Source organism: Mesorhizobium sp. M0761 (genome assembly GCF_040320205.1).
Lineage (GTDB): Bacteria > Pseudomonadota > Alphaproteobacteria > Rhizobiales > Rhizobiaceae > Mesorhizobium.
Map to the genome: position 1 here is coordinate 474,412 of NZ_JAMYPF010000002.1, position 17,779 is coordinate 492,190.

Here is a 17,779-nt window from a genome sequence, read left to right on the forward strand (position 1 = left end):
CGCGGCTCGGGCCTGTCGGCTGTCAGGTTCCGAACAGCTCTTTGGCTTGTTCAACGGTGTAGTAACCAAGCCTGATGTCTTCGGCGACCAGTTTCGGGTCGCGCTCACGCGGATCACCATAGCCGCCGCCCCCGGGCGTGCCGACCCTCACGCGGTCGCCGGCCTTGAGCGCGATGTCCTGTTCCTTGGACAGATGCGGCGGCACATGTGCCTCGCCGTCGCGGAACACGGTCACCGTGTTCACCGCGCCGTCCTTGCCGCCGAGCGCGCCTTGCGGGCCGAAACGGCCATGGTCCATGACGAAGGACGCGCGCGCCTCTCCTCGCAATATCTCGACCTCATAGGCGAGGCCAAAACCGCCGCGCTGCTTGCCGGCGCCGCCGGAGCCTTCGCGCAAGGCATAGTGGCGGTAGAGAACCGGAAAGGCCTGCTCCATGATCTCGACCGGCGGCGATTTCGAAATGCCGATGGTCGAGCAGCCATTGGTCAGGCCGTCATGGCCGGAATTGCCGCCATAGCCGCCGCCGGAGATCTGATACATCACATAGTCGCGGCCGCGGGCCGGATCGTTGCCGCCGAGCGCGAAATTGCCGCTGGAGCCGGCGGGCGCGGCCGTCACCTTTTCCGGCAGCGCCTGCACCATCGCCGCGAACACCGCCTCGGCGATGCGCTGCGAGACTTCAGCCGCACAGCCGGAGACGGGACGCGGGTATTTGGCGTCGAGGAACGTGCCTTCCGGCCGCTTGACGATCAGCGGCTCGAAAGCGCCGGCGCTGATCGGCACATCAGGGAAAATATGGCGCATGGCTAGATAGACCGACGACAAGGTCGTCGCCAGCACGCTGTTCATGGGCCCCGCGCATGGTTTTGACGAGCCGGTAAAGTCGAAGGTCAGCGTGTCGCCCTGCTTGTCGACGGCGAGCGCGATGGTCAGCGGCTCGTTGACCACGCCGTCCGAGTCGACAAAGGCCTTCGAACTGTATGTGCCATCGGGAATGGCGGAGATGTTGGCGCGCATCTGCTCGGCGGCGCGGCGACGCAGTTCGGCGATCGCCTCGACAACAGTTTCGTTGCCGTAACGATCGAGGATTCCATTGAGCCGGTCCTGACCGATCAGCAGTGCCGCGGCCTGCGCCCTTATATCGCCGATGCGCTGGTCGGCGACCCGGATGTTGGAGCAGATGATGGCGTAGATTTCCGTGTCCAGCACGCCCTTCTTGAACAGCTTGACCGGCGGCAGCCGCAGGCCTTCCTGCTCGACGGCTGTGGCGGAAGCGGAGAAGCCGCCCGGCACCGAGCCACCGATATCGGGCCAGTGGCCGGTATTCGATAGCCAGCAAAATATCTTGCCGTCGCGATAGACCGGCATGGCGAAGCGCACATCCATCAGATGCGTGCCGCCGAGATAGGGATCGTTGACGATATAGATGTCGCCCGGCTCAGGTGGCAGGCAGCGGCCGGCGGCGATCATCTCGATCACTGTCCTGGTCGAATACTGCATGACGCCGACGAACACCGGCAGGCCCTGGCTGCCTTGTGCGATCAGCGAGCCGTCGACGGCCGAGTAGATGCCGTCGGAGCGGTCATTGGCTTCGGCGATGACAGGCGAGAAGGCCGCGCGGGAGAAAGTGAGATCCATCTCGTCGCAGACCTGCTGGAGGGCAGCCTGCAGGACCGAAAGCGTGATGGCGTCGAGCTTTTGCATCTCAGGCCTCGCCGATATCGATGATGATGTTGCCGTCGGCGTCCGATCTTGCGCGGTCGCCGGGTTCGAGCACGGTGGTCGCATCCATCTGTTCGAGGATCGCCGGCCCTTCGATGACGGCATCGAGCGGCAGCTTTTCACGCGCATAGATCGGCGTATCGTGCCAGCGTCCGGCATACCAGACCGGCCTGATCTCGCGCCGTGCCTCGTCAAGCGTCTTTGTACGTCCGGCCGGGTCGATCAGCCGTGACAGGTCGATTGCCGGCCGCACGCCCGTCACCGACGTGTTGAGGTTGACCAGATTGGCGCGGATCTCCGGCAACTCGACCTTGAAGCGGGCGAAATAGGCTTTTTCGAACAGCGCCTGCAACTCTTGCCTTGTCACCGATGAAGACGGCAGCGCCACGTTGATGATGTGGGTTTGGCCGACGAACTGCATGTCGGCAGAGTGCGTGACGCGGATCGTTTCCGGCTTCACCGCTTCCTTGCCGATCAGTTCCTCGCCTTCCCCGCGGTGACGTTCCAGCACCTCGCGAAGCCTGGCTTCATCGAGCACGGCGACCGGCTGGTTGATGGTGTTGACGAAGTCATGGCGCAGATCGGCCACGACGCAGCCGAGCGCATTGGTGATGCCCGGACGCGCCGGCACCAGCACACGGGGCAGGCCGAGTTCGCGCGCCAGGGCGGAGGCATGCAGCGGCCCGGCGCCACCGAAGGCGAACAGCGCGAAATCGCGCGGATCATGGCCGCGCGACACCGAGACCATGCGGATGGCGCCGGCCATTTTCATGTTGCCGAGCCGCAGGATTGCACCCGCCGCCTCGACGCCGGAGAGGCCGGTGGCCTTGCCTATTCTGTTCTCGAAAATGCCGGTGACGCGCTCGACGGTGACCGGATTTTCGACCGCCAGCAGTTTTTTCGGCGCCAGCCGTCCCAGCACCAGATTGGCATCGGTGATGGTCGGCTCCAAGCCGCCGCGGCCGTAGCAGATCGGACCGGGATTGGCGCCGGCACTTTCCGGGCCGATCTGGATCAGGCCGGCCGCATCGACGCGCGCGATCGAGCCGCCGCCGGCGCCGACCGTATGCACCGCCACCATCGGCACATGGATCGGCATCGCATATTCGATCTCGATCTCGTTGGAGACCGCCGGCTCGGCGTTGCGGATCAGCGCCACATCGGTCGAGGTGCCGCCCATGTCGTAGGTGACGAGGTTTTCAAAGCCGGCGCGCTTGCCCGTATAGGCGGCCGCGATGACACCCGAAGCCGGGCCTGACATCACGGTCTTGGCCGACTCGCGCGTGACGAAGCGGGCCGAGATCATGCCGCCATTGCCGTTCATGATCAGGAAGTCGCGGGCATAGCCCTTGGCGGCCAATTCCTTGCGCAGCCGCTCGACATAACGCTCGAGGATCGGCTGCACCGAGGCGTTGACCGCGGCGGTCACGCCGCGCTCGAATTCGCGGGCTTCCGACAGCAGCGCATGGCCAGTCGTGATGTAGCCGTTCGGCCAAAGCTCGGCGGCGATTTCGGCCGCGCGCCGCTCATGTCCAGGGTTGGCGTAGGAATGCAGGAAATGGATGACGAGGGACTCGCAGCCGGCCCCGATCAGCGTCTTCACGGCGTCGCGCATCTCGGCCTCGTCGAGCGGCGTGCGCACCGCGCCCGACGCCTCGACGCGCTCCGACACTTCGAGCCGGAGATCGCGCGGGATGATCGGAACGAAGCTTCCGGTCATGCCGTAGGGCTGCGGCCGTGTGCGGCGGCCAAGCTCGATCACGTCGCGAAAACCGCGCGTGGTGATCATGCCGGTTTTCGCCAGCCTGCGTTCCAGCACCGCATTGGTGGTGGTGGTCGTGCCATGCACGATGAGGTCGATGCCGTCTATGGCAAAGCCTGTGGCGCCCAGCGCTGAAACCACGCCGAACGCCTGATTGTCGACCGTCGTCGGCGTCTTGGCGATATGCACCTTTCCGCCATCTTTGCCGTCGATCAAAATGAGGTCGGTGAAGGTTCCGCCGACATCGATGCCGGCAACGACGTCGCCTGCGGAATCCGGCTGCTTCACCGAAAAATTCTCTTTCATTGTCGAAACCCGAAATGCCAGGACTATGAATATGCCGCAGTTTGGAATGCTGTTTTAGCGTGGTATCTTGACACAAATATCGTTTGTATACTAATAAATTTGGGACACAAGAGCTTACTGCTTTGGAGTGTGTGAACGGCACGCCGGGACCTGAAGGGTCTGGGCGCGCAGGAAACGGTTTGGCGCCCGCGTAGTGGCTTGGGCAAGACAGAGTTGGATTGATGAACACCACATCCGCACTCAACACAGCCGGCGCCCGTCCGCTGCAGTTTCCGATTCCGGCCAATGTCTATGCCGAAACCGTCGTCTCGGTGAAGCATTACACCGACCGCCTGTTCTCGTTCCGCATCACCCGTCCGCAGTCGCTGCGCTTCCGCTCCGGCGAGTTCGTCATGATCGGGCTGCCCAATGCCGAAAAGCCGGTGTACCGCGCCTATTCGGTCGCCAGCCCGGCCTGGGACGAGGAGCTGGAATTCTTCTCGATCAAGGTGCCGGATGGTCCGCTGACCTCCGAACTGCAGAAGATCCAGGTCGGCGACACCGTCATCATGCGCCAGAAGTCGACCGGCACGCTGGTTGTCGACGCGCTGACCCCGGCAAAGCGCCTGTTCATGATCTCGACCGGCACCGGCATCGCGCCCTTCGCCAGCCTTCTGCGCGACCCCGATACCTACGAAAAATTCGATCAGGTCATCCTGACCCACACCTGCCGCGACAATGCCGAACTGACCTATGGCCAGGAACTGGTGGCCGCGCTCGAGAACGATCCCCTGATCGGCGAACTGACCGGCGGCCGCGTCACCCTCTACAATTCGACGACCCGCGAAGAATCGGCGCGCATGGGCCGCATCACGGCGCTGATCGGCTCGGGCAAGTTCTACGCCGACCTCGGCATCGAGAAGCTCAATCCGGAGACGGACCGCATCATGATCTGCGGCTCGATGCATATGCTGAAGGACGTCAAGGAAATGGCCGAAAGCCTCGGCTTCCATGAGGGCTCGCTCAGCCATCCGTCGACCTTCGTCGTCGAGCGCGCTTTCGTCGGCTGACATCAGCAGGCGCCTCGGCGCCAGCTTCTCGATTGGAATTTTGACCATGCGGTCAAAATTCAGCTGCTTTCGCCGCCTTTTTCTGCTATGACCGCTTGAAGGACTCGTGAAGCGATGCTTCACGAGCTATCTTCGGTGTGCGTCGCCTAAAGCCGCCATGCGGTCCGGGAGCAACGACACGCACCACGACGTAAAATCGTCGAGCGAAAGGGCAGGAGATGAGCAGCACAATCCGCGAAGCCAATCTCGGCGGGTCCAAGGTCACGCCGCTGCCGGCGCGTGCCGCAGCCAACACGCCCGTTCCGCAATCGCATGGCATCGCCCGCAACACCGGCATGCGGCTCGATCTCGGCTTCATGGAATCGGTGCGCTCGGTCAATCGCTCGGCGCTGGAGCGCCGCGTCGCCAGCCTGACCAAGCGTCGTTCGATCAAGGCCGACAACCAGGCCGCCTGGCTGCTGCGCGCCGTCTCCTGCATGGATTTGACGACGCTGAATTCCAACGACACCGAAGAGCGCGTCCGCCGCCTGTGCGCCAAGGCGATCAACCCGTTCCGCCGCGACATCGTCGAGGGGCTTGGCATCGAGGGCGAAAAAATCCGGCCGGCAGCGGTCTGCGTCTATCATCCCTTCGTCGCGACGGCTGTTGATGCCGTGCGCGGCACCGGCATCCATGTCGCCGCCGTTTCCACCGCTTTCCCGCACGGCCTTGCGCCGCTGTCGACCCGCCTGCAGGAGATCGAGGCTTCGGTGCGCGACGGCGCCGACGAGATCGACGTCGTCATCCCGCGCGGCCTCGTCTTCGGCGCCAAATGGCAGGAGCTCTACAACGAGATCGTCTCGATGCGCGAAGCCTGCGGTGATGCGCATCTCAAGGTTATCCTCGGCACCGGCGACCTCGCCACGCTGCGAAATGTCATGCTGGCCTCGATGGTGGCGATGATGGCGGGCGCCGATTTCATCAAGACCTCGACCGGCAAGGAAAGCGTCAACGCCACGCTGCCCGTCGGCCTCGCCATGGTGCGCGCCATCCGAGCCTATTTCGAGGAGACCGGCTTTCTCATCGGCTTCAAGCCGGCCGGCGGCATCTCTACAGCCAAGGCTTCGCTCGACTGGCTGGTGCTGATGAAGGAGGAGCTCGGCCGGCCATGGCTGGAGCCAGACCTGTTCCGCTTCGGCGCCTCGAGCCTGCTCACCGACATCGAGCGCCAGCTCGAGCACCATCTGACCGGGCATTATTCGGCCAATCACCGCCACGCGATGGCGTGAGGCGGAGAAGGTCTTGAACGTCGAGTTCCTTCGCGCCTCCCTCTGTCCTGCCGGACATCTCCCCCGATTGGGGAGAGATTGGCTAACGTCGGCGATTTCGCCAATTGTCGACGTTTCAGAGCCGACAGGCGCGAAGGCTAATCTCCCTCCTTGTGGGGGAGATGTCCGGCAGGACAGAGGGGGGCGCCACAGAGCGCCTGCCAAGACGATTATCTGGAGCGCGTCATGAACATTCTCGAACGCTATCACGCCATGGAATACGGCCCGGCGCCGGAAGCCCGCACCGAGGCCGATGCCTGGCTTGCCGGACGCGATTTCGGCAAGGCGCTGTTCATCGACGGCGGCTGGAAGGCAGCAGGCGGCGGCAAGACCTTCGAGACCAGCGAACCCTCATCCGGCAAGCTGCTGGCCAAGATCTCCGATGCCGGCGCCGCCGATATCGACGCAGCCGTCGCCGCAGCCACCAGGGCCTTACCGAAATGGTCGGCATCCTCGGGCTACCAGCGCGCAAAAGTGCTTTACGCCATTGGCCGCGCGATGCAGCGTCATCAGCGCCTGTTCGCAGTGCTTGAGTCAATCGACAACGGCAAGCCGATCCGCGAAAGCCGCGACATCGACGTGCCGCTGGCCATCCGCCATTTCATCCATCATGCCGGCTGGGCACAGGCGCTGGACAAGGATTTCCCAGGCCACAAGGGTGTCGGCGTCGTCGGCCAGATCATCCCATGGAATTTCCCGCTGCTGATGCTGGCCTGGAAGATTGCGCCGGCCCTCGCCGCCGGCTGCACGGTGGTGCTGAAGCCGGCCGAATTCACCCCGCTCACGGCCATCCTGTTCGCCGAGATCTGCGAGCGCGCCGGCGTGCCGAAGGGAGTCGTCAACATCGTCCAGGGTGGACCTGAAGCGGGCGTCGCCATCGTCAACCATCCCGGCGTCCAGAAGATCGCCTTCACCGGCTCTTCGGAGGTCGGCAAGATCATCAGGAAAGCCACGGCCGGATCGGGCAAGAAACTGTCTCTGGAGCTCGGCGGCAAGTCGGCATTCATCGTCTTCGAGGACGCCGATCTCGACAGCGCCGTCGAAGGACTGGTCGACGGCATCTGGTTCAACCAGGGCCAGGTCTGCTGCGCCGGGTCACGGCTTCTGGTGCAGGAAGGCATTGCCGATGCCTTGATCGCGAAGGTCAAGGTCAGGATGAGCCGGCTTCGCGTCGGCAGCCCGCTCGACAAGAACACCGATATCGGCCCGCTGGTCGACGCCACACAGCTCGACCGCGTCAAGGGCCTGGTCGCAGAAGGCGCCAGACAGGGCGCCGTCTGCTGGCAGCCCGACGCGGTGCTGCCGTCTTCCGGCTACTACCATCTGCCGACGCTCGCCACCGGTGTTTCGCCGGCAAATATATTGGCGCAGGAAGAGGTGTTCGGCCCGGTTCTGGCCACCATGACCTTCCGCAACACCGAGGAAGCGATCGAACTCGCCAACAACACGCGCTATGGGCTGGCCGCCTCGGTGTGGAGCGAAAACATCAACCTCGCGCTGCATGTCGCGCCGCAGCTGAAGGCCGGCGTCGTCTGGGTCAACGGCACCAACATGTTCGACGCCGCCTGCGGCTTCGGCGGCTATCGCGAAAGCGGCTTTGGCCGCGAGGGCGGGCGCGAGGGCATGTTCGAGTATCTCTCGGCAAAGCTGCCGCTCGGCCCGGTGATCAAGCCGACGGCGTCTTCGGCGCAGCCCGTCGAGCAATCGGATGGCGGCGCCATCGATCGTACCGCAAAGCTGTTCATCGGCGGCAAGCAGGTGCGGCCCGACGGCAATTATTCGCTGGCGATAGCCACTGCCAGGGGCAAGCTCGCCGGCGAAGTCGGTCTCGGCAGCCGCAAGGACATCCGCGACGCCGTTGCCGCCGCCCGCGCCTGCAAGGCGTGGCCGGAGGCGACCGCCTACAATCGTTCCCAGGTGCTCTATTATCTTGCCGAAAACCTGTCCGGCCGCACCGGCGAGTTCGCCGCCCGCCTCACCGAACTGACCGGCGCCAACGCCAAGGCCGCGCGGGAGGAAGTAGAACAGTCCATCGAGCGGCTCTTCCTCTATGCCGGCCTTGCCGACAAGTTCGAGGGCAGGGTGCATCAGCCACCGGCCCGCGCCGTCACGCTGGCGCTGCACGAGCCGGTCGGCGTCGTCGGCATCGTCGCCCCGGACAGCGCGCCGCTGCTCGGCTTCATCTCCCTGACCGCACCTGCGCTTGCCATGGGCAATACCGTGGTGGCCGTGCCGTCGGAAAAATACCCGCTGCTTGCCACCGATCTCTACCAGGTGATCGAATATTCCGACGTTCCGGCCGGCGCCATCAACATCGTCACCGGCCGCACGGCGGAGCTTGCCGGCGTGCTGGCCAAGCATGACGACGTCGACGGGTTGTGGTTGTTCGCCGATGCCGACACCTGCGCCAGGGCGGAGGCCGATTCCGTCGGCAATCTCAAGCGCGTCTGGACCGGCAACGGCCGCAGCCTCGACTGGGCCTCCGACGAGGCCGCCGGCGATGCCCTGCTGCGCCGCGCCGTCGAAGTGAAGAACGTCTGGGTGCCATACGGCGACTAATGCCCCTGAGCGCGCTGTGCTTGAGTAAACAATGGCAGCGTGACTCGTTGTCCGGTTGTCATACATGTTGTTGCATCAGAGCAAGCGATGTGTATTACATCGGCCGTCGCGAAGGTGATCGCGTTCGGGCTTGACGCTTGGACATGTGTTCTTTAACCAGAAAAAACATTTGTTATTTAAGGACTGATGGATTGTGCAGGCCGCATAGTCGCGCCTGTCTGGCACGGGACGCCCCAGTCAGCCGGCAGTAAATCGGGCCGAGCAGTGGCCAAAGAGGGCGAGGAGAAACGCATGGCGGATCTAGCAGGCAAGGTCGTTGTCGTCACCGCGGCGGCACAAGGCATCGGCAGAGCGAGCGCATTGGCCTTCGCCAAGGCAGGTGCCATCGTGCACGCCACCGACATCAACGAGGCGCTGCTGGCCGAACTCGCCAAGACCTCCGGCATCAAGACCCGCAAGCTCGACGTTCTCAACGACGATGCGGTGGCATCCGGCTTCGCCGAAATCGGCTGCGTCGACGTGCTGTTCAACTGCGCCGGCTTCGTCCATTCCGGGTCTATCCTCGAGATGAAGGACGCCGATCTCGATTTCGCCTTCAACCTCAATGTCCGCGCCATGATCCGCACCATTCGGGCCGTACTGCCCGGCATGCTGGAGCGCGGCGATGGCTCGATCATCAACATGTCGTCCGTCGCCGGCGCCGGCAAGGGTGTGCCCAACCGGTTCGCCTACGGCGTCACCAAGGCGGCCGTGATCGGCCTGACCAAGGCGGTCGCCGCCGACTATGTCGCCAAGGGCATTCGCTGCAACGCCATCTGCCCCGGCACAGTCGAAAGCCCGTCGCTGCAGGACCGCATGCATGCGCAGGGCGACTATGACGCCGCCCGGGCGGCCTTCATCGCCCGCCAGCCGATGGGCCGTCTCGGCACCCCCGAGGAAATCGCCGACCTTGCGGTTTACCTCGCCGGCGCCACGTACACCTCAGGCCAGGCCTATAATATCGACGGCGGCTGGTCGATCTGAGCAATAGCCTCGATCCGCAGGTCCAGGCTCGAACAGTTCTAAAGTCCGGCTTGCCCTAGGTCGGGTCCGATAGCCAGAGTCCACCCAGTCATCGCTTGGCGGAACGAGTTTTGAAAACGGCCTTGGGCCGCAATTTGGAGAGCAAGATGAAACTGCTGCGCTATGGCGAGATAGGGAGCGAACGCCCCGGCCTGCTCGATGCGGATGGCACGATCCGCGATCTTTCAGGTCATGTCGCCGACATTGCCGGCAAGGCGCTCGATCCGGCGTCGCTCGATGCGCTATCGAAGCTCGACCCGAAGTCGCTGCCGGCCGTACCCGGAAGCCCGAGGCTTGGCGCCTGCGTCGCCGGCACGGGCAAGTTCATCTGCATCGGCCTGAATTATTCCGACCATGCCGCCGAAACCGGCGCCACCGTGCCGCCGGAGCCGATCATCTTCATGAAGGCGAGCTCGGCCATCGTCGGTCCCGACGATGATGTGCTGATCCCGCGCGGCTCGGAAAAGACCGACTGGGAGGTTGAACTCGCCGTGGTCATCGGCAGAAAAGCCAAATACGTCACCGAAGCCGAGGCGCTGGATTATGTCGCCGGCTATGCCGTTGCCCATGACGTGTCTGAGCGCGCGTTCCAGGCCGAGCGCCAGGGCCAGTGGACCAAGGGCAAGAGCTGCGACACGTTTGGTCCGACCGGCCCGTGGCTTGTCACCAAGGACGAGGTTGCCGATCCGCAGAACCTCAAAATGTGGCTGACGGTCAACGGCAAGACGATGCAGAACGGCTCGACCAGGACCATGGTCTACGGCGTCGCCTATCTCGTTTCCTATCTCAGCCAGTTCATGTCGCTGCATCCTGGCGACATCATCTCCACCGGCACCCCGCCCGGCGTCGGTCTCGGCATCAAGCCGCCCGTGTTCCTGAAGCCCGGCGATGTGGTGGAACTGGGCATCGAGGGGCTAGGCCAGCAGAAGCAGACCTTCAAGGCGGATGCCTAGCCGCCTCTTCCCTTAGAGCGTTTCACCGTTTGCCGGCGAAACGGTCTATCTCTTTGTTTGCCGGGCGGCTGCCGCCTCTTGTCAGCGCCAGCCCAGAGCCGGCGCGACGTGCTTCAGGATCGCCTCGATGACGTGGGCGTTGTACTCGACGCCGAGCTGGTTGGGGACGGTCAGAAGCAGCGTGTCGGCCTCGGCGATCGCTTCGTCCTCTTTCAGCTGATCGATCAGCACATCGGGCTCCGCGGCATAGGAGCGGCCGAAGACGGCAAGCTTCTCAGGCTCGATATAGCCGAAATGATCTTCGCTGCTGCCGCCGCCGAAATAGGCGCGGTCGCGGTCGTTCACCAGCGCAAAGATGCTGCGGCTGACCGACACGCGCGGCTCGCGTGTGTGGCCGGCTTCCTTCCACGCCGCACGATAGGCGCGAATCTGTTCGGCCTGCTGGATGTGGAGCGGCTGGCCGCTCTCATCGAACTTCAGCGTCGAACTTTGCAGGTTCATGCCGAGCTTGCCCGCCCATTCGGCGGTCGCGTTGGTAGCGGCGCCCCACCAGATCCGGTCGCGCAGGCCGGCCGAGAACGGCTCGAGCCGCAGCATCCCCGGAAGATTGGGGAACATCGGCCGCGGATTGGGTTGCGCGAAACCTTCGCCGCGCAGCACGTCCAGGAACACCTCGGCATGGTTGCGTGCCATGTCGGCATCGCTTTTGCCGTCCTGCGGCACGTAGCCGAAGTAGCGCCAGCCGTCGATCACCTGCTCCGGCGAACCGCGGCTGATGCCAAGCTGCAGCCGGCCACCGGCGATCAGGTCGGCAGCACCGGCATCCTCGGCCATATACAGCGGATTCTCATAGCGCATGTCGATGACGGCGGTGCCGATCTCGATGCGGCTGGTGCGGGCGCCGACCGCGGCCAGAAGCGGAAACGGCGAAGCGAGCTGGCGGGCAAAATGATGGACGCGGAAATAGGCGCCGTCCGCGCCCAGCTCCTCGGCGGCGACGGCCAGGTCGATCGACTGCAGCAGCGCGTCGGACGCCGAGCGCGTCTGCGATTGCGACGAGGGCGACCAATGGCCGAAGGAAAGAAAGCCGATCTTTTTCATGCGCGCATCCTGTTCTTTGATTCCAGTTGCCTACTTCGTCGCCCACGCGATCGGGTTCAATCGACACTCACACAACGCAGTGTCAATGCCGCCGGCCCTTGACGGTTTCGCAACGATACCCATCGGTGCGCAAAGGACCAAGGCCATGGTCCCCGGCGATGCCTTGCGCGACCGCGTCAGCATCTGCCGCGGCGCTTTTGGGGCCAAATGAACCAACCAAAGGCGATGTACCGCAAACTCCATTCGCTTCAGAGCCCGGTTTTGAAATCTTCTCGCTCATTTAATTCTACAAAATCGGTAGGCTTAATGCGAATAGTGCGTCTGCAAGAAGGAGCCTCGGATGTCAAAAAAGCTGGTGGTGGGGTTGTCCGGCAACCTGACCCGTCCGTCCAAGACGAAGGCATTCGTCAGCCACATCGCCGGTGAGGTGGCGAGCCGGGCCGGCTCGGCTTTGAGCGTTTTCGACATCGAGGATCTCGGCCCGTCCTTTGCGCCTGCAAGACAGCTTGGCGATCTCGATCCGGCGGCACGCGGCATTGTCGAGCAGTTGCTCGGCGCCGACGTGCTGGTGGTCGGCTCGCCGACCTTCAAGGGCAGCTACACCGGGCTGTTCAAGCACTTCTTCGACCTGCTCGACCCGTCGTCGCTGCGCGGCAAGCCGATCATCCTGGCGGCGACAGGCGGCGGCGAGCGTCATTCGCTTGTCGTCGAACACCAGTTGCGGCCGCTGTTCGGCTTCTTCGAGGCGCAGACCCTGCCGACCGCGATCTACGCCTCGGACAAGGACTTTGCAGATGGCGTGCTGGTGTCAGAGGCAGTCAAGGCGCGAGCCCGGCAGGCGGTCGCCGAGGCATGCCGGGTGGCCGGCGTGCCCTACAGCCTCGTCCTTGCCGCCTGAAACCACGATCCGCGACGCAATAGTCCATCCCGCATAGACCAGAAGGACGCCTGCAATGACTCGAGCCAGCAAGTCCGATAGCAGGCCGCGGCAGATCAAGCTCGGCGCCTTCCTGCCCGGCGGCGGGCAGCATATCGCCGCCTGGCGTCATCCCGATGCGCCGGCCGACGGCGCCACCAATTTCGAGTTCCACAAGCAGCTGGCGCTGACCGCCGAGCGCGGCCTGTTCGACGCCTATTTCCTGGCCGACAATCTGACGGTCGGCCTCGGCGCCCGCGAGGGCGGCAATGCCAAGATCGCCGGTTTCGAGCCGGTGACGCTGTTTGCGGCGCTGGCGCCGCTGACGACGCATCTCGGCTTCATCGCAACGGCGTCCACCACTTATGAGGAGCCTTACACGCTGGCGCGCAAATTCGCTTCGCTCGACCTGTTGTCGAACGGCCGCGCCGGCTGGAACGTGGTGACCTCGGCCGGCGACGAAACGGCACGCAATTTCAACCGCGACGTCCAGCCCAGCCATGCCGAGCGCTATGCCAGGGCGCATGAGCATGTCGAGACGGTCAAGGCGCTGTGGGACAGCTGGGAGGATGACGCCTTCATCCGCGACAAGCAGTCGGGCCGTTTCTACGACAAGGACAGATTGCACGACATCGACCACAAGGGCGAGCATTTCAGCGTCAAGGGTCCGCTCAACGTGCCGCGCCCGGTGCAGGGGCATCCGGTTGTCGTACAAGCCGGGCAGTCGGAAGACGGACGCGGGCTTGCCGCGCACTCGGCCGAGGTCATCTTCACCGCCCATCAGAAGCTCGAGACGGCGCAGGAATTCTACCGAGACATCAAGGCGCGCGTGGCTGAAGTCGGCCGCGATCCCGACCAGGTGCTGATCATGCCGGGCGTCGCGCCCTTCGTCGGCCGCACCGAGGACGAGGCCCGCGCCAAATACCAACAGCTCAACGACCTTATCCTGCCCGAGGACGGTGTTGCGCTCCTCAACGGTCTTGCCGGCCAGACGCTCGACATCAGGGGCTATCCGCTCGACGGCCCGTTGCCGCCGAGCAAGGAAACCGAAGGCATGAAGAGCCGCCAGGCGCTGATCCGGCAGATTGCCGACGAGCACAATTTCAGCATCCGCCAGCTTTACCAATGGGTAGCGACGGCGCGCGGCCACTACACCATCGTCGGCAGCGTCACGCAGGTCGCCGATCAGCTGGAGGAATGGTTCACCAGCGAGGCGGCCGACGGCTTCAACATCCTGCCGCCCTGGCTGCCCGGCGCGCTCGACGATTTCGTCGACCTGGTCATTCCCGAGCTGCAGCGGCGCGGCCTGTTCCGCACGGCTTACGAAGGCCGCACGCTGCGCGAGAATCTCGGCCTCAGGCGCCCGGAAAATCCATGGACCGTCGCCCGCTCGACCGTCCTTGCCGCCGAATGACCTTGGCATCGAAGGGGTGAAGCAATGACGTTGCAGCACATCGATCGGCAAATCACGGTTCGCCGCAGTGGTGGCGAAACCGGGCTCGGCACCGACTTTCTGCGCCTCGGCGGTCGGGCTGCTGTTCGCTTCCTGAAGCGCTACGGCGTGCTTGCCGGCTTCCTGGCGCTCTGGCAGGTGGCGAGCAGCGTCGGATGGGTCAACGCGGCGGTGCTGCCGCCGATCGACATGATCGTCGAAGCGCTCTGGAAGGGGCTTGCCGGCGGCAGCCTGCTCGGCGACATCGCCATCAGCCTGCAGCGCGCCGGCATCGCCTTTGCGGCGGCTGTCGCCGTTGCCATTCCGCTCGGCCTGTTCATGGGCCAGGTGCGCCCGGTCGAAACCGCGCTCGATCCGATCCTGCAGGTGTTCCGGCAGACGTCGGCGCTGGCGCTCTATCCGGTGTTCATCCTGCTCTTGGGACTTGGCGAGACCTCGAAGATCTTCGTCATCTTCTGGGCGACGCTGTTTCCGCTGCTGCTCAACACCACCAGCGGCGTCAAGGAAGTCGATCCCAAGCTGCTTGAAATGGCGCGCGTCTATGGTGCGAGCCGGCTCACCGTGTTTCGCCGCGTCGTACTGCCGGGCGCCGTGCCGTCGATCTTCGTCGGCTTGCGGCTGAGCGCCACCACGGCGCTGCTGCTGCTGATCGCGTCCGAGATGATCGGTGCCAACAAGGGCATCGGCTTCCAGGTGATGAACGCGCAGTACAATTTCCAGATCCCGCTGATGTTTGCGGCAATCGTCATCCTCGCCGGGCTTGGCCTGATCGCCAACCAGGCATTGGTCACCCTGCAGCGGCGGCTCTGTCGCTGGAGCAATCCTGTCAACTGAGCAGTCCGCCCCTCACCGTTTACCTCCAGGAAGGACCCGATCATGAAAATCACCCGCCGTTCGCTGCTTGCCGGCGCGCCGCTTGCCGCCGGCCTCATCGCCGCCGGCCTGCCGCGCATGGCCTTTGCGCAAGCCGCAGCCGTCAAGTTCCGCTACCTCGCCAGCCGTGGCAGCATCTCTCCGCACGAGCTGGCCGACGAGCTTGGCTACTTCAAAGGGCTCGGCGTCGAGCTGGAGAATGTCGGCTATTCCTCGGGTGGACCGGAATCGCTGTTTGCGCTGTCTTCCGGCAGCGTCGACATCGGCTCGGCCGCCACCGCGGCGGTGATCAACTCAATCTCGGGCGGCAACGACTTCGTCGCGGCGTATCCGAGCAACGGCATCAACAAGGATGTGAAGAGCGTCTTCTACGTGCTGGAAGACAGCCCGATCAAATCGATCGCCGACATTGCCGGCAAGACCATCTCGGTCAACACGCTCGGCGCTCATCTCGACTATACGGTGCGTGAGGCCCTGCACAGCGTCGGCCTGCCGCCGACCGCCGCCAACCTCATTGTCGTGCCCGGCCCGCAGCTTGAGCAGACGCTGCGCTCGCGCCAGGTCGACATTGCCGGCCTCGGCTACTGGCAGGCGACCTTTGCCGGCGCGCTGGTCGCCAATGGCGGCGTGCGCGGCGTGTTCGACGACACGCAGGTGCTCGGCGAACTCGCCGGCGGCTTCGTCGTACTCAGGCGCGACTTCATTGCCGCCAACCCGGATGCGGCGCGCAACTTCGTCGAACAGTCGGCGCGCGCCTCGGACTGGTCGCGCCAGAACCCGGACGAAGCCCGCAAGGTGCTGGCCACTATCCTCGACAAGCGCGGTGAAAACGGCGATCTCGCCCGCTACTGGACCGGCTTTGGTCTGCGCGAAGGTGCACAGGCGACCGACCGCGACATCGACTTCTGGGTCGCCGTGCTGGAGCGCGACGGCCGTCTGGCCCAGGGCAAGCTGAAAGCCGCCGACATCCTGTACCGGCCCGGCGAAACCAAGATCAACTGAGCTTTGAAACAGCTGAGAGATAAGATGGCCGGTTCCAACCGTGGCGGAGAGGTCTCGATCCGCGACCTGTCCAAATCCTTCAGCCTCGGCGGGCGCCAGCTTGCCGTGCTGCGGACGCTCAACCTCGACATTCGTTCGGGGGAATGCCTGGTCATTGTCGGCGCCAGCGGCTCCGGCAAGACCACGCTGCTGCGTATTCTGGCCGGGCTGGAGGCGGCCGACAGCGGCGGTGTCGCGATCGACGGCCAGCCGGTGCATGGCGTCGGCGCCGAGCGTGCCGTGATCTTCCAGGAGCCGCGGCTGCTGCCGTGGCTGAGCGTGCTCGGCAATGTCGCGTTCGGCCTCGAAGTGCGCGGTGTTCCCAAGAGGCAGGCCGAGGAACGCGCCCGCTTCTACGTCGCGCTGGTCGGCCTTGCCGAATTCGCCGATGCTTTTCCGAGCCAGCTTTCCGGCGGCATGGCGCAGCGCGTCGGCATCGCCCGGGCGCTCACCGTGCAGCCCGAGATCCTCCTGCTCGACGAGCCGCTGGGGGCGCTGGACGCCATGACCAAGATCGGCATGCAGGAGGAACTGGCGCGCATCTGGAGCGAGGAGAACGTCACCATGGTGATGGTCACCCACGATCTGGAGGAGGCGATCTATCTGGCTGACCGGGTGCTGATCCTGCCCAAGGAGAAAGGCGGCGCGGCGCGGTTGATCGACATCGACCTGCCACGCCCGCGCGAGCGCAGCGAGAGCCGCTTCGTGCGCTATCGCGAAGAACTGCTGCGCGAATTCGGCCTGCATTGATCAAGGGAAGGAGCCCGCCGTGGCTCCCCCGGAAGATTAGCTCTCGCGATTACTGCTTGGTGAACGTGCCCGTATAGGTGCGGTCGGCAAGCCCATAGGTGACGGCCAGCGTTCCGTCCGCTTGAATCACCGCGCTGACGTCCGCGCCATTGGGAAGGCGCCGCAGTTTCAACGTGTTGCCGAAAATCTTGCCTTCGCCGTCGGCCACGCCCGGTTTGTTGTCGCCGACATCGCCCCAGGCATAGGTGGCGGTGACATTGCCGCCGCGCGTAATCGTCAGCACGGCGAGCTTGCCGTCATACATCCCGTCCAACTGTCCGCCCCATATGCCGGAAAACGCGACATATTTGGCTGGGACGCCTTCGCCCGGGGGCATGACCCGCACGGATGGATCGAGGACCGCCGCACCATCCGGAGCAGAGATCGCGGCAGGAGCCATGGGCTGAGGTGCGGGCGCTGGCGGCGGCGATGATGGTTCAGGCGCCGACTGGCAGGCGACAAGCATGAATGCCGCGAAACCGAGCGTCGGAAAGAGACTGTTTGGTGGAGCCAATCGGGATCGAACCGACGACCTCTTGAATGCCATTCATAGGGCCTTTCTTTCGTTCTGTTTCCGTGCGTTGCAGCCAGTGTCCGGGAAGTTATTAGTTTCAACGCAAATCAGCTACGGTGCTTCCGTGAGTGTCGCCGGGTTGTCTATTTTATGGTGCCCTGGCGGTGCCCCGACCCTCCAAGCGGTGCCACAGTATGTCCGAAGGCGCCAAATCAGTCAAAATCAGGTTGTGTGCGTCAAGTTCTGCAAAATGGGCGATCATGATGCTGGTCATGCGGCTTGGCGCAGAGCGAGCTTCTTGTGCTCGCGCAGATCATCCATGTTGATATAGCGGTTGGCCTCCATCCAGTTTTCGTTGGTTTCGACGGCCA

The 17,779-nt window shown here is 64.3% G+C and carries 15 protein-coding genes; 10 read left to right on the forward strand and 5 right to left on the reverse strand.

The features are described 5' to 3' along the window. Nucleotides 1–22 precede the first annotated feature (22 nt). Together NKI32_RS05265 and NKI32_RS05270 are read right to left on the reverse strand one after the other, a co-directional pair. Entirely contained in the window at nt 23–1,705 is a 1,683-nt protein-coding gene (locus NKI32_RS05265; protein ID WP_023815980.1) for a hydantoinase B/oxoprolinase family protein, read from the reverse strand. A 1-nt stretch (nt 1,706) separates the two neighbouring features. Beyond that, the gene (locus NKI32_RS05270; protein ID WP_353002144.1) at nt 1,707–3,791 is read right to left on the reverse strand and encodes a hydantoinase/oxoprolinase family protein; all 2,085 of its coding nucleotides are present in this window, start codon (nt 3,789–3,791) and stop codon (nt 1,707–1,709) included. A gap of 221 nt (nt 3,792–4,012) precedes the next feature. On the opposite strand from NKI32_RS05270, the gene NKI32_RS05275 reads away from it, so the two are divergent. The 5 genes from NKI32_RS05275 (at nt 4,013) to NKI32_RS05295 (ending at nt 10,721) form a co-directional block, all read left to right on the forward strand. Further along, nucleotides 4,013–4,840 (forward strand): ferredoxin--NADP reductase, encoded by an 828-nt coding sequence (locus NKI32_RS05275; RefSeq protein WP_023683551.1) that lies wholly within the window; start codon nt 4,013–4,015, stop codon nt 4,838–4,840. 218 nt (nt 4,841–5,058) lie between these two features. After that, nucleotides 5,059–6,108: a deoxyribose-phosphate aldolase gene (gene deoC / locus NKI32_RS05280; RefSeq protein WP_353002145.1), complete on the forward strand. Its 1,050-nt coding sequence runs from the start codon at nt 5,059–5,061 to the stop codon at nt 6,106–6,108. Between the two features lie 225 nt (nt 6,109–6,333). Further along, complete coding sequence (locus tag NKI32_RS05285) at nt 6,334–8,706, forward strand: aldehyde dehydrogenase family protein (protein ID WP_353002146.1); 2,373 nt, start codon at nt 6,334–6,336, stop codon at nt 8,704–8,706. A gap of 291 nt (nt 8,707–8,997) precedes the next feature. Further along, nucleotides 8,998–9,729 (forward strand): SDR family oxidoreductase, encoded by a 732-nt coding sequence (locus tag NKI32_RS05290; protein WP_023739679.1) that lies wholly within the window; start codon nt 8,998–9,000, stop codon nt 9,727–9,729. A gap of 146 nt (nt 9,730–9,875) precedes the next feature. Next, nucleotides 9,876–10,721 carry a fumarylacetoacetate hydrolase family protein gene (locus tag NKI32_RS05295; RefSeq protein ID WP_353002147.1) on the forward strand — a complete coding sequence of 282 codons (846 nt, stop codon included), beginning with the start codon at nt 9,876–9,878 and terminating at the stop codon, nt 10,719–10,721. Between the two features lie 81 nt (nt 10,722–10,802). Here NKI32_RS05295 and NKI32_RS05300 read toward each other — a convergent pair whose 3' ends face one another. Together NKI32_RS05300 and NKI32_RS05305 are read right to left on the reverse strand one after the other, a co-directional pair. Beyond that, nucleotides 10,803–11,822, reverse strand: coding sequence for an LLM class flavin-dependent oxidoreductase (locus NKI32_RS05300; RefSeq protein WP_353002148.1), 1,020 nt, complete (start codon nt 11,820–11,822; stop codon nt 10,803–10,805). Between the two features lie 82 nt (nt 11,823–11,904). After that, nucleotides 11,905–12,102: a hypothetical protein gene (locus tag NKI32_RS05305; protein WP_155923261.1), complete on the reverse strand. Its 198-nt coding sequence runs from the start codon at nt 12,100–12,102 to the stop codon at nt 11,905–11,907. Between the two features lie 60 nt (nt 12,103–12,162). On the opposite strand from NKI32_RS05305, the gene msuE reads away from it, so the two are divergent. Genes msuE through NKI32_RS05330 form a run of 5 tightly spaced genes read left to right on the forward strand, consistent with a single transcriptional unit; the run spans nt 12,163 to nt 16,855 of the window. Then, complete coding sequence (gene msuE / locus NKI32_RS05310; protein ID WP_353002150.1) at nt 12,163–12,720, forward strand: FMN reductase; 558 nt, start codon at nt 12,163–12,165, stop codon at nt 12,718–12,720. Between the two features lie 55 nt (nt 12,721–12,775). After that, complete coding sequence (locus NKI32_RS05315) at nt 12,776–14,152, forward strand: LLM class flavin-dependent oxidoreductase (RefSeq protein WP_023683544.1); 1,377 nt, start codon at nt 12,776–12,778, stop codon at nt 14,150–14,152. A gap of 24 nt (nt 14,153–14,176) precedes the next feature. Beyond that, complete coding sequence (locus NKI32_RS05320; RefSeq protein WP_023683543.1) at nt 14,177–15,025, forward strand: ABC transporter permease; 849 nt, start codon at nt 14,177–14,179, stop codon at nt 15,023–15,025. A gap of 42 nt (nt 15,026–15,067) precedes the next feature. Then, on the forward strand, nt 15,068–16,066 hold the full coding sequence (locus NKI32_RS05325) for an ABC transporter substrate-binding protein (RefSeq protein ID WP_023695917.1): 999 nt from the start codon (nt 15,068–15,070) through the stop codon (nt 16,064–16,066). A 24-nt stretch (nt 16,067–16,090) separates the two neighbouring features. Then, on the forward strand, nt 16,091–16,855 hold the full coding sequence (locus tag NKI32_RS05330; RefSeq protein ID WP_023671311.1) for an ABC transporter ATP-binding protein: 765 nt from the start codon (nt 16,091–16,093) through the stop codon (nt 16,853–16,855). 49 nt (nt 16,856–16,904) lie between these two features. Here NKI32_RS05330 and NKI32_RS05335 read toward each other — a convergent pair whose 3' ends face one another. After that, complete coding sequence (locus tag NKI32_RS05335) at nt 16,905–17,240, reverse strand: hypothetical protein (protein WP_245260320.1); 336 nt, start codon at nt 17,238–17,240, stop codon at nt 16,905–16,907. Nucleotides 17,241–17,779: the final 539 nt, after the last annotated feature.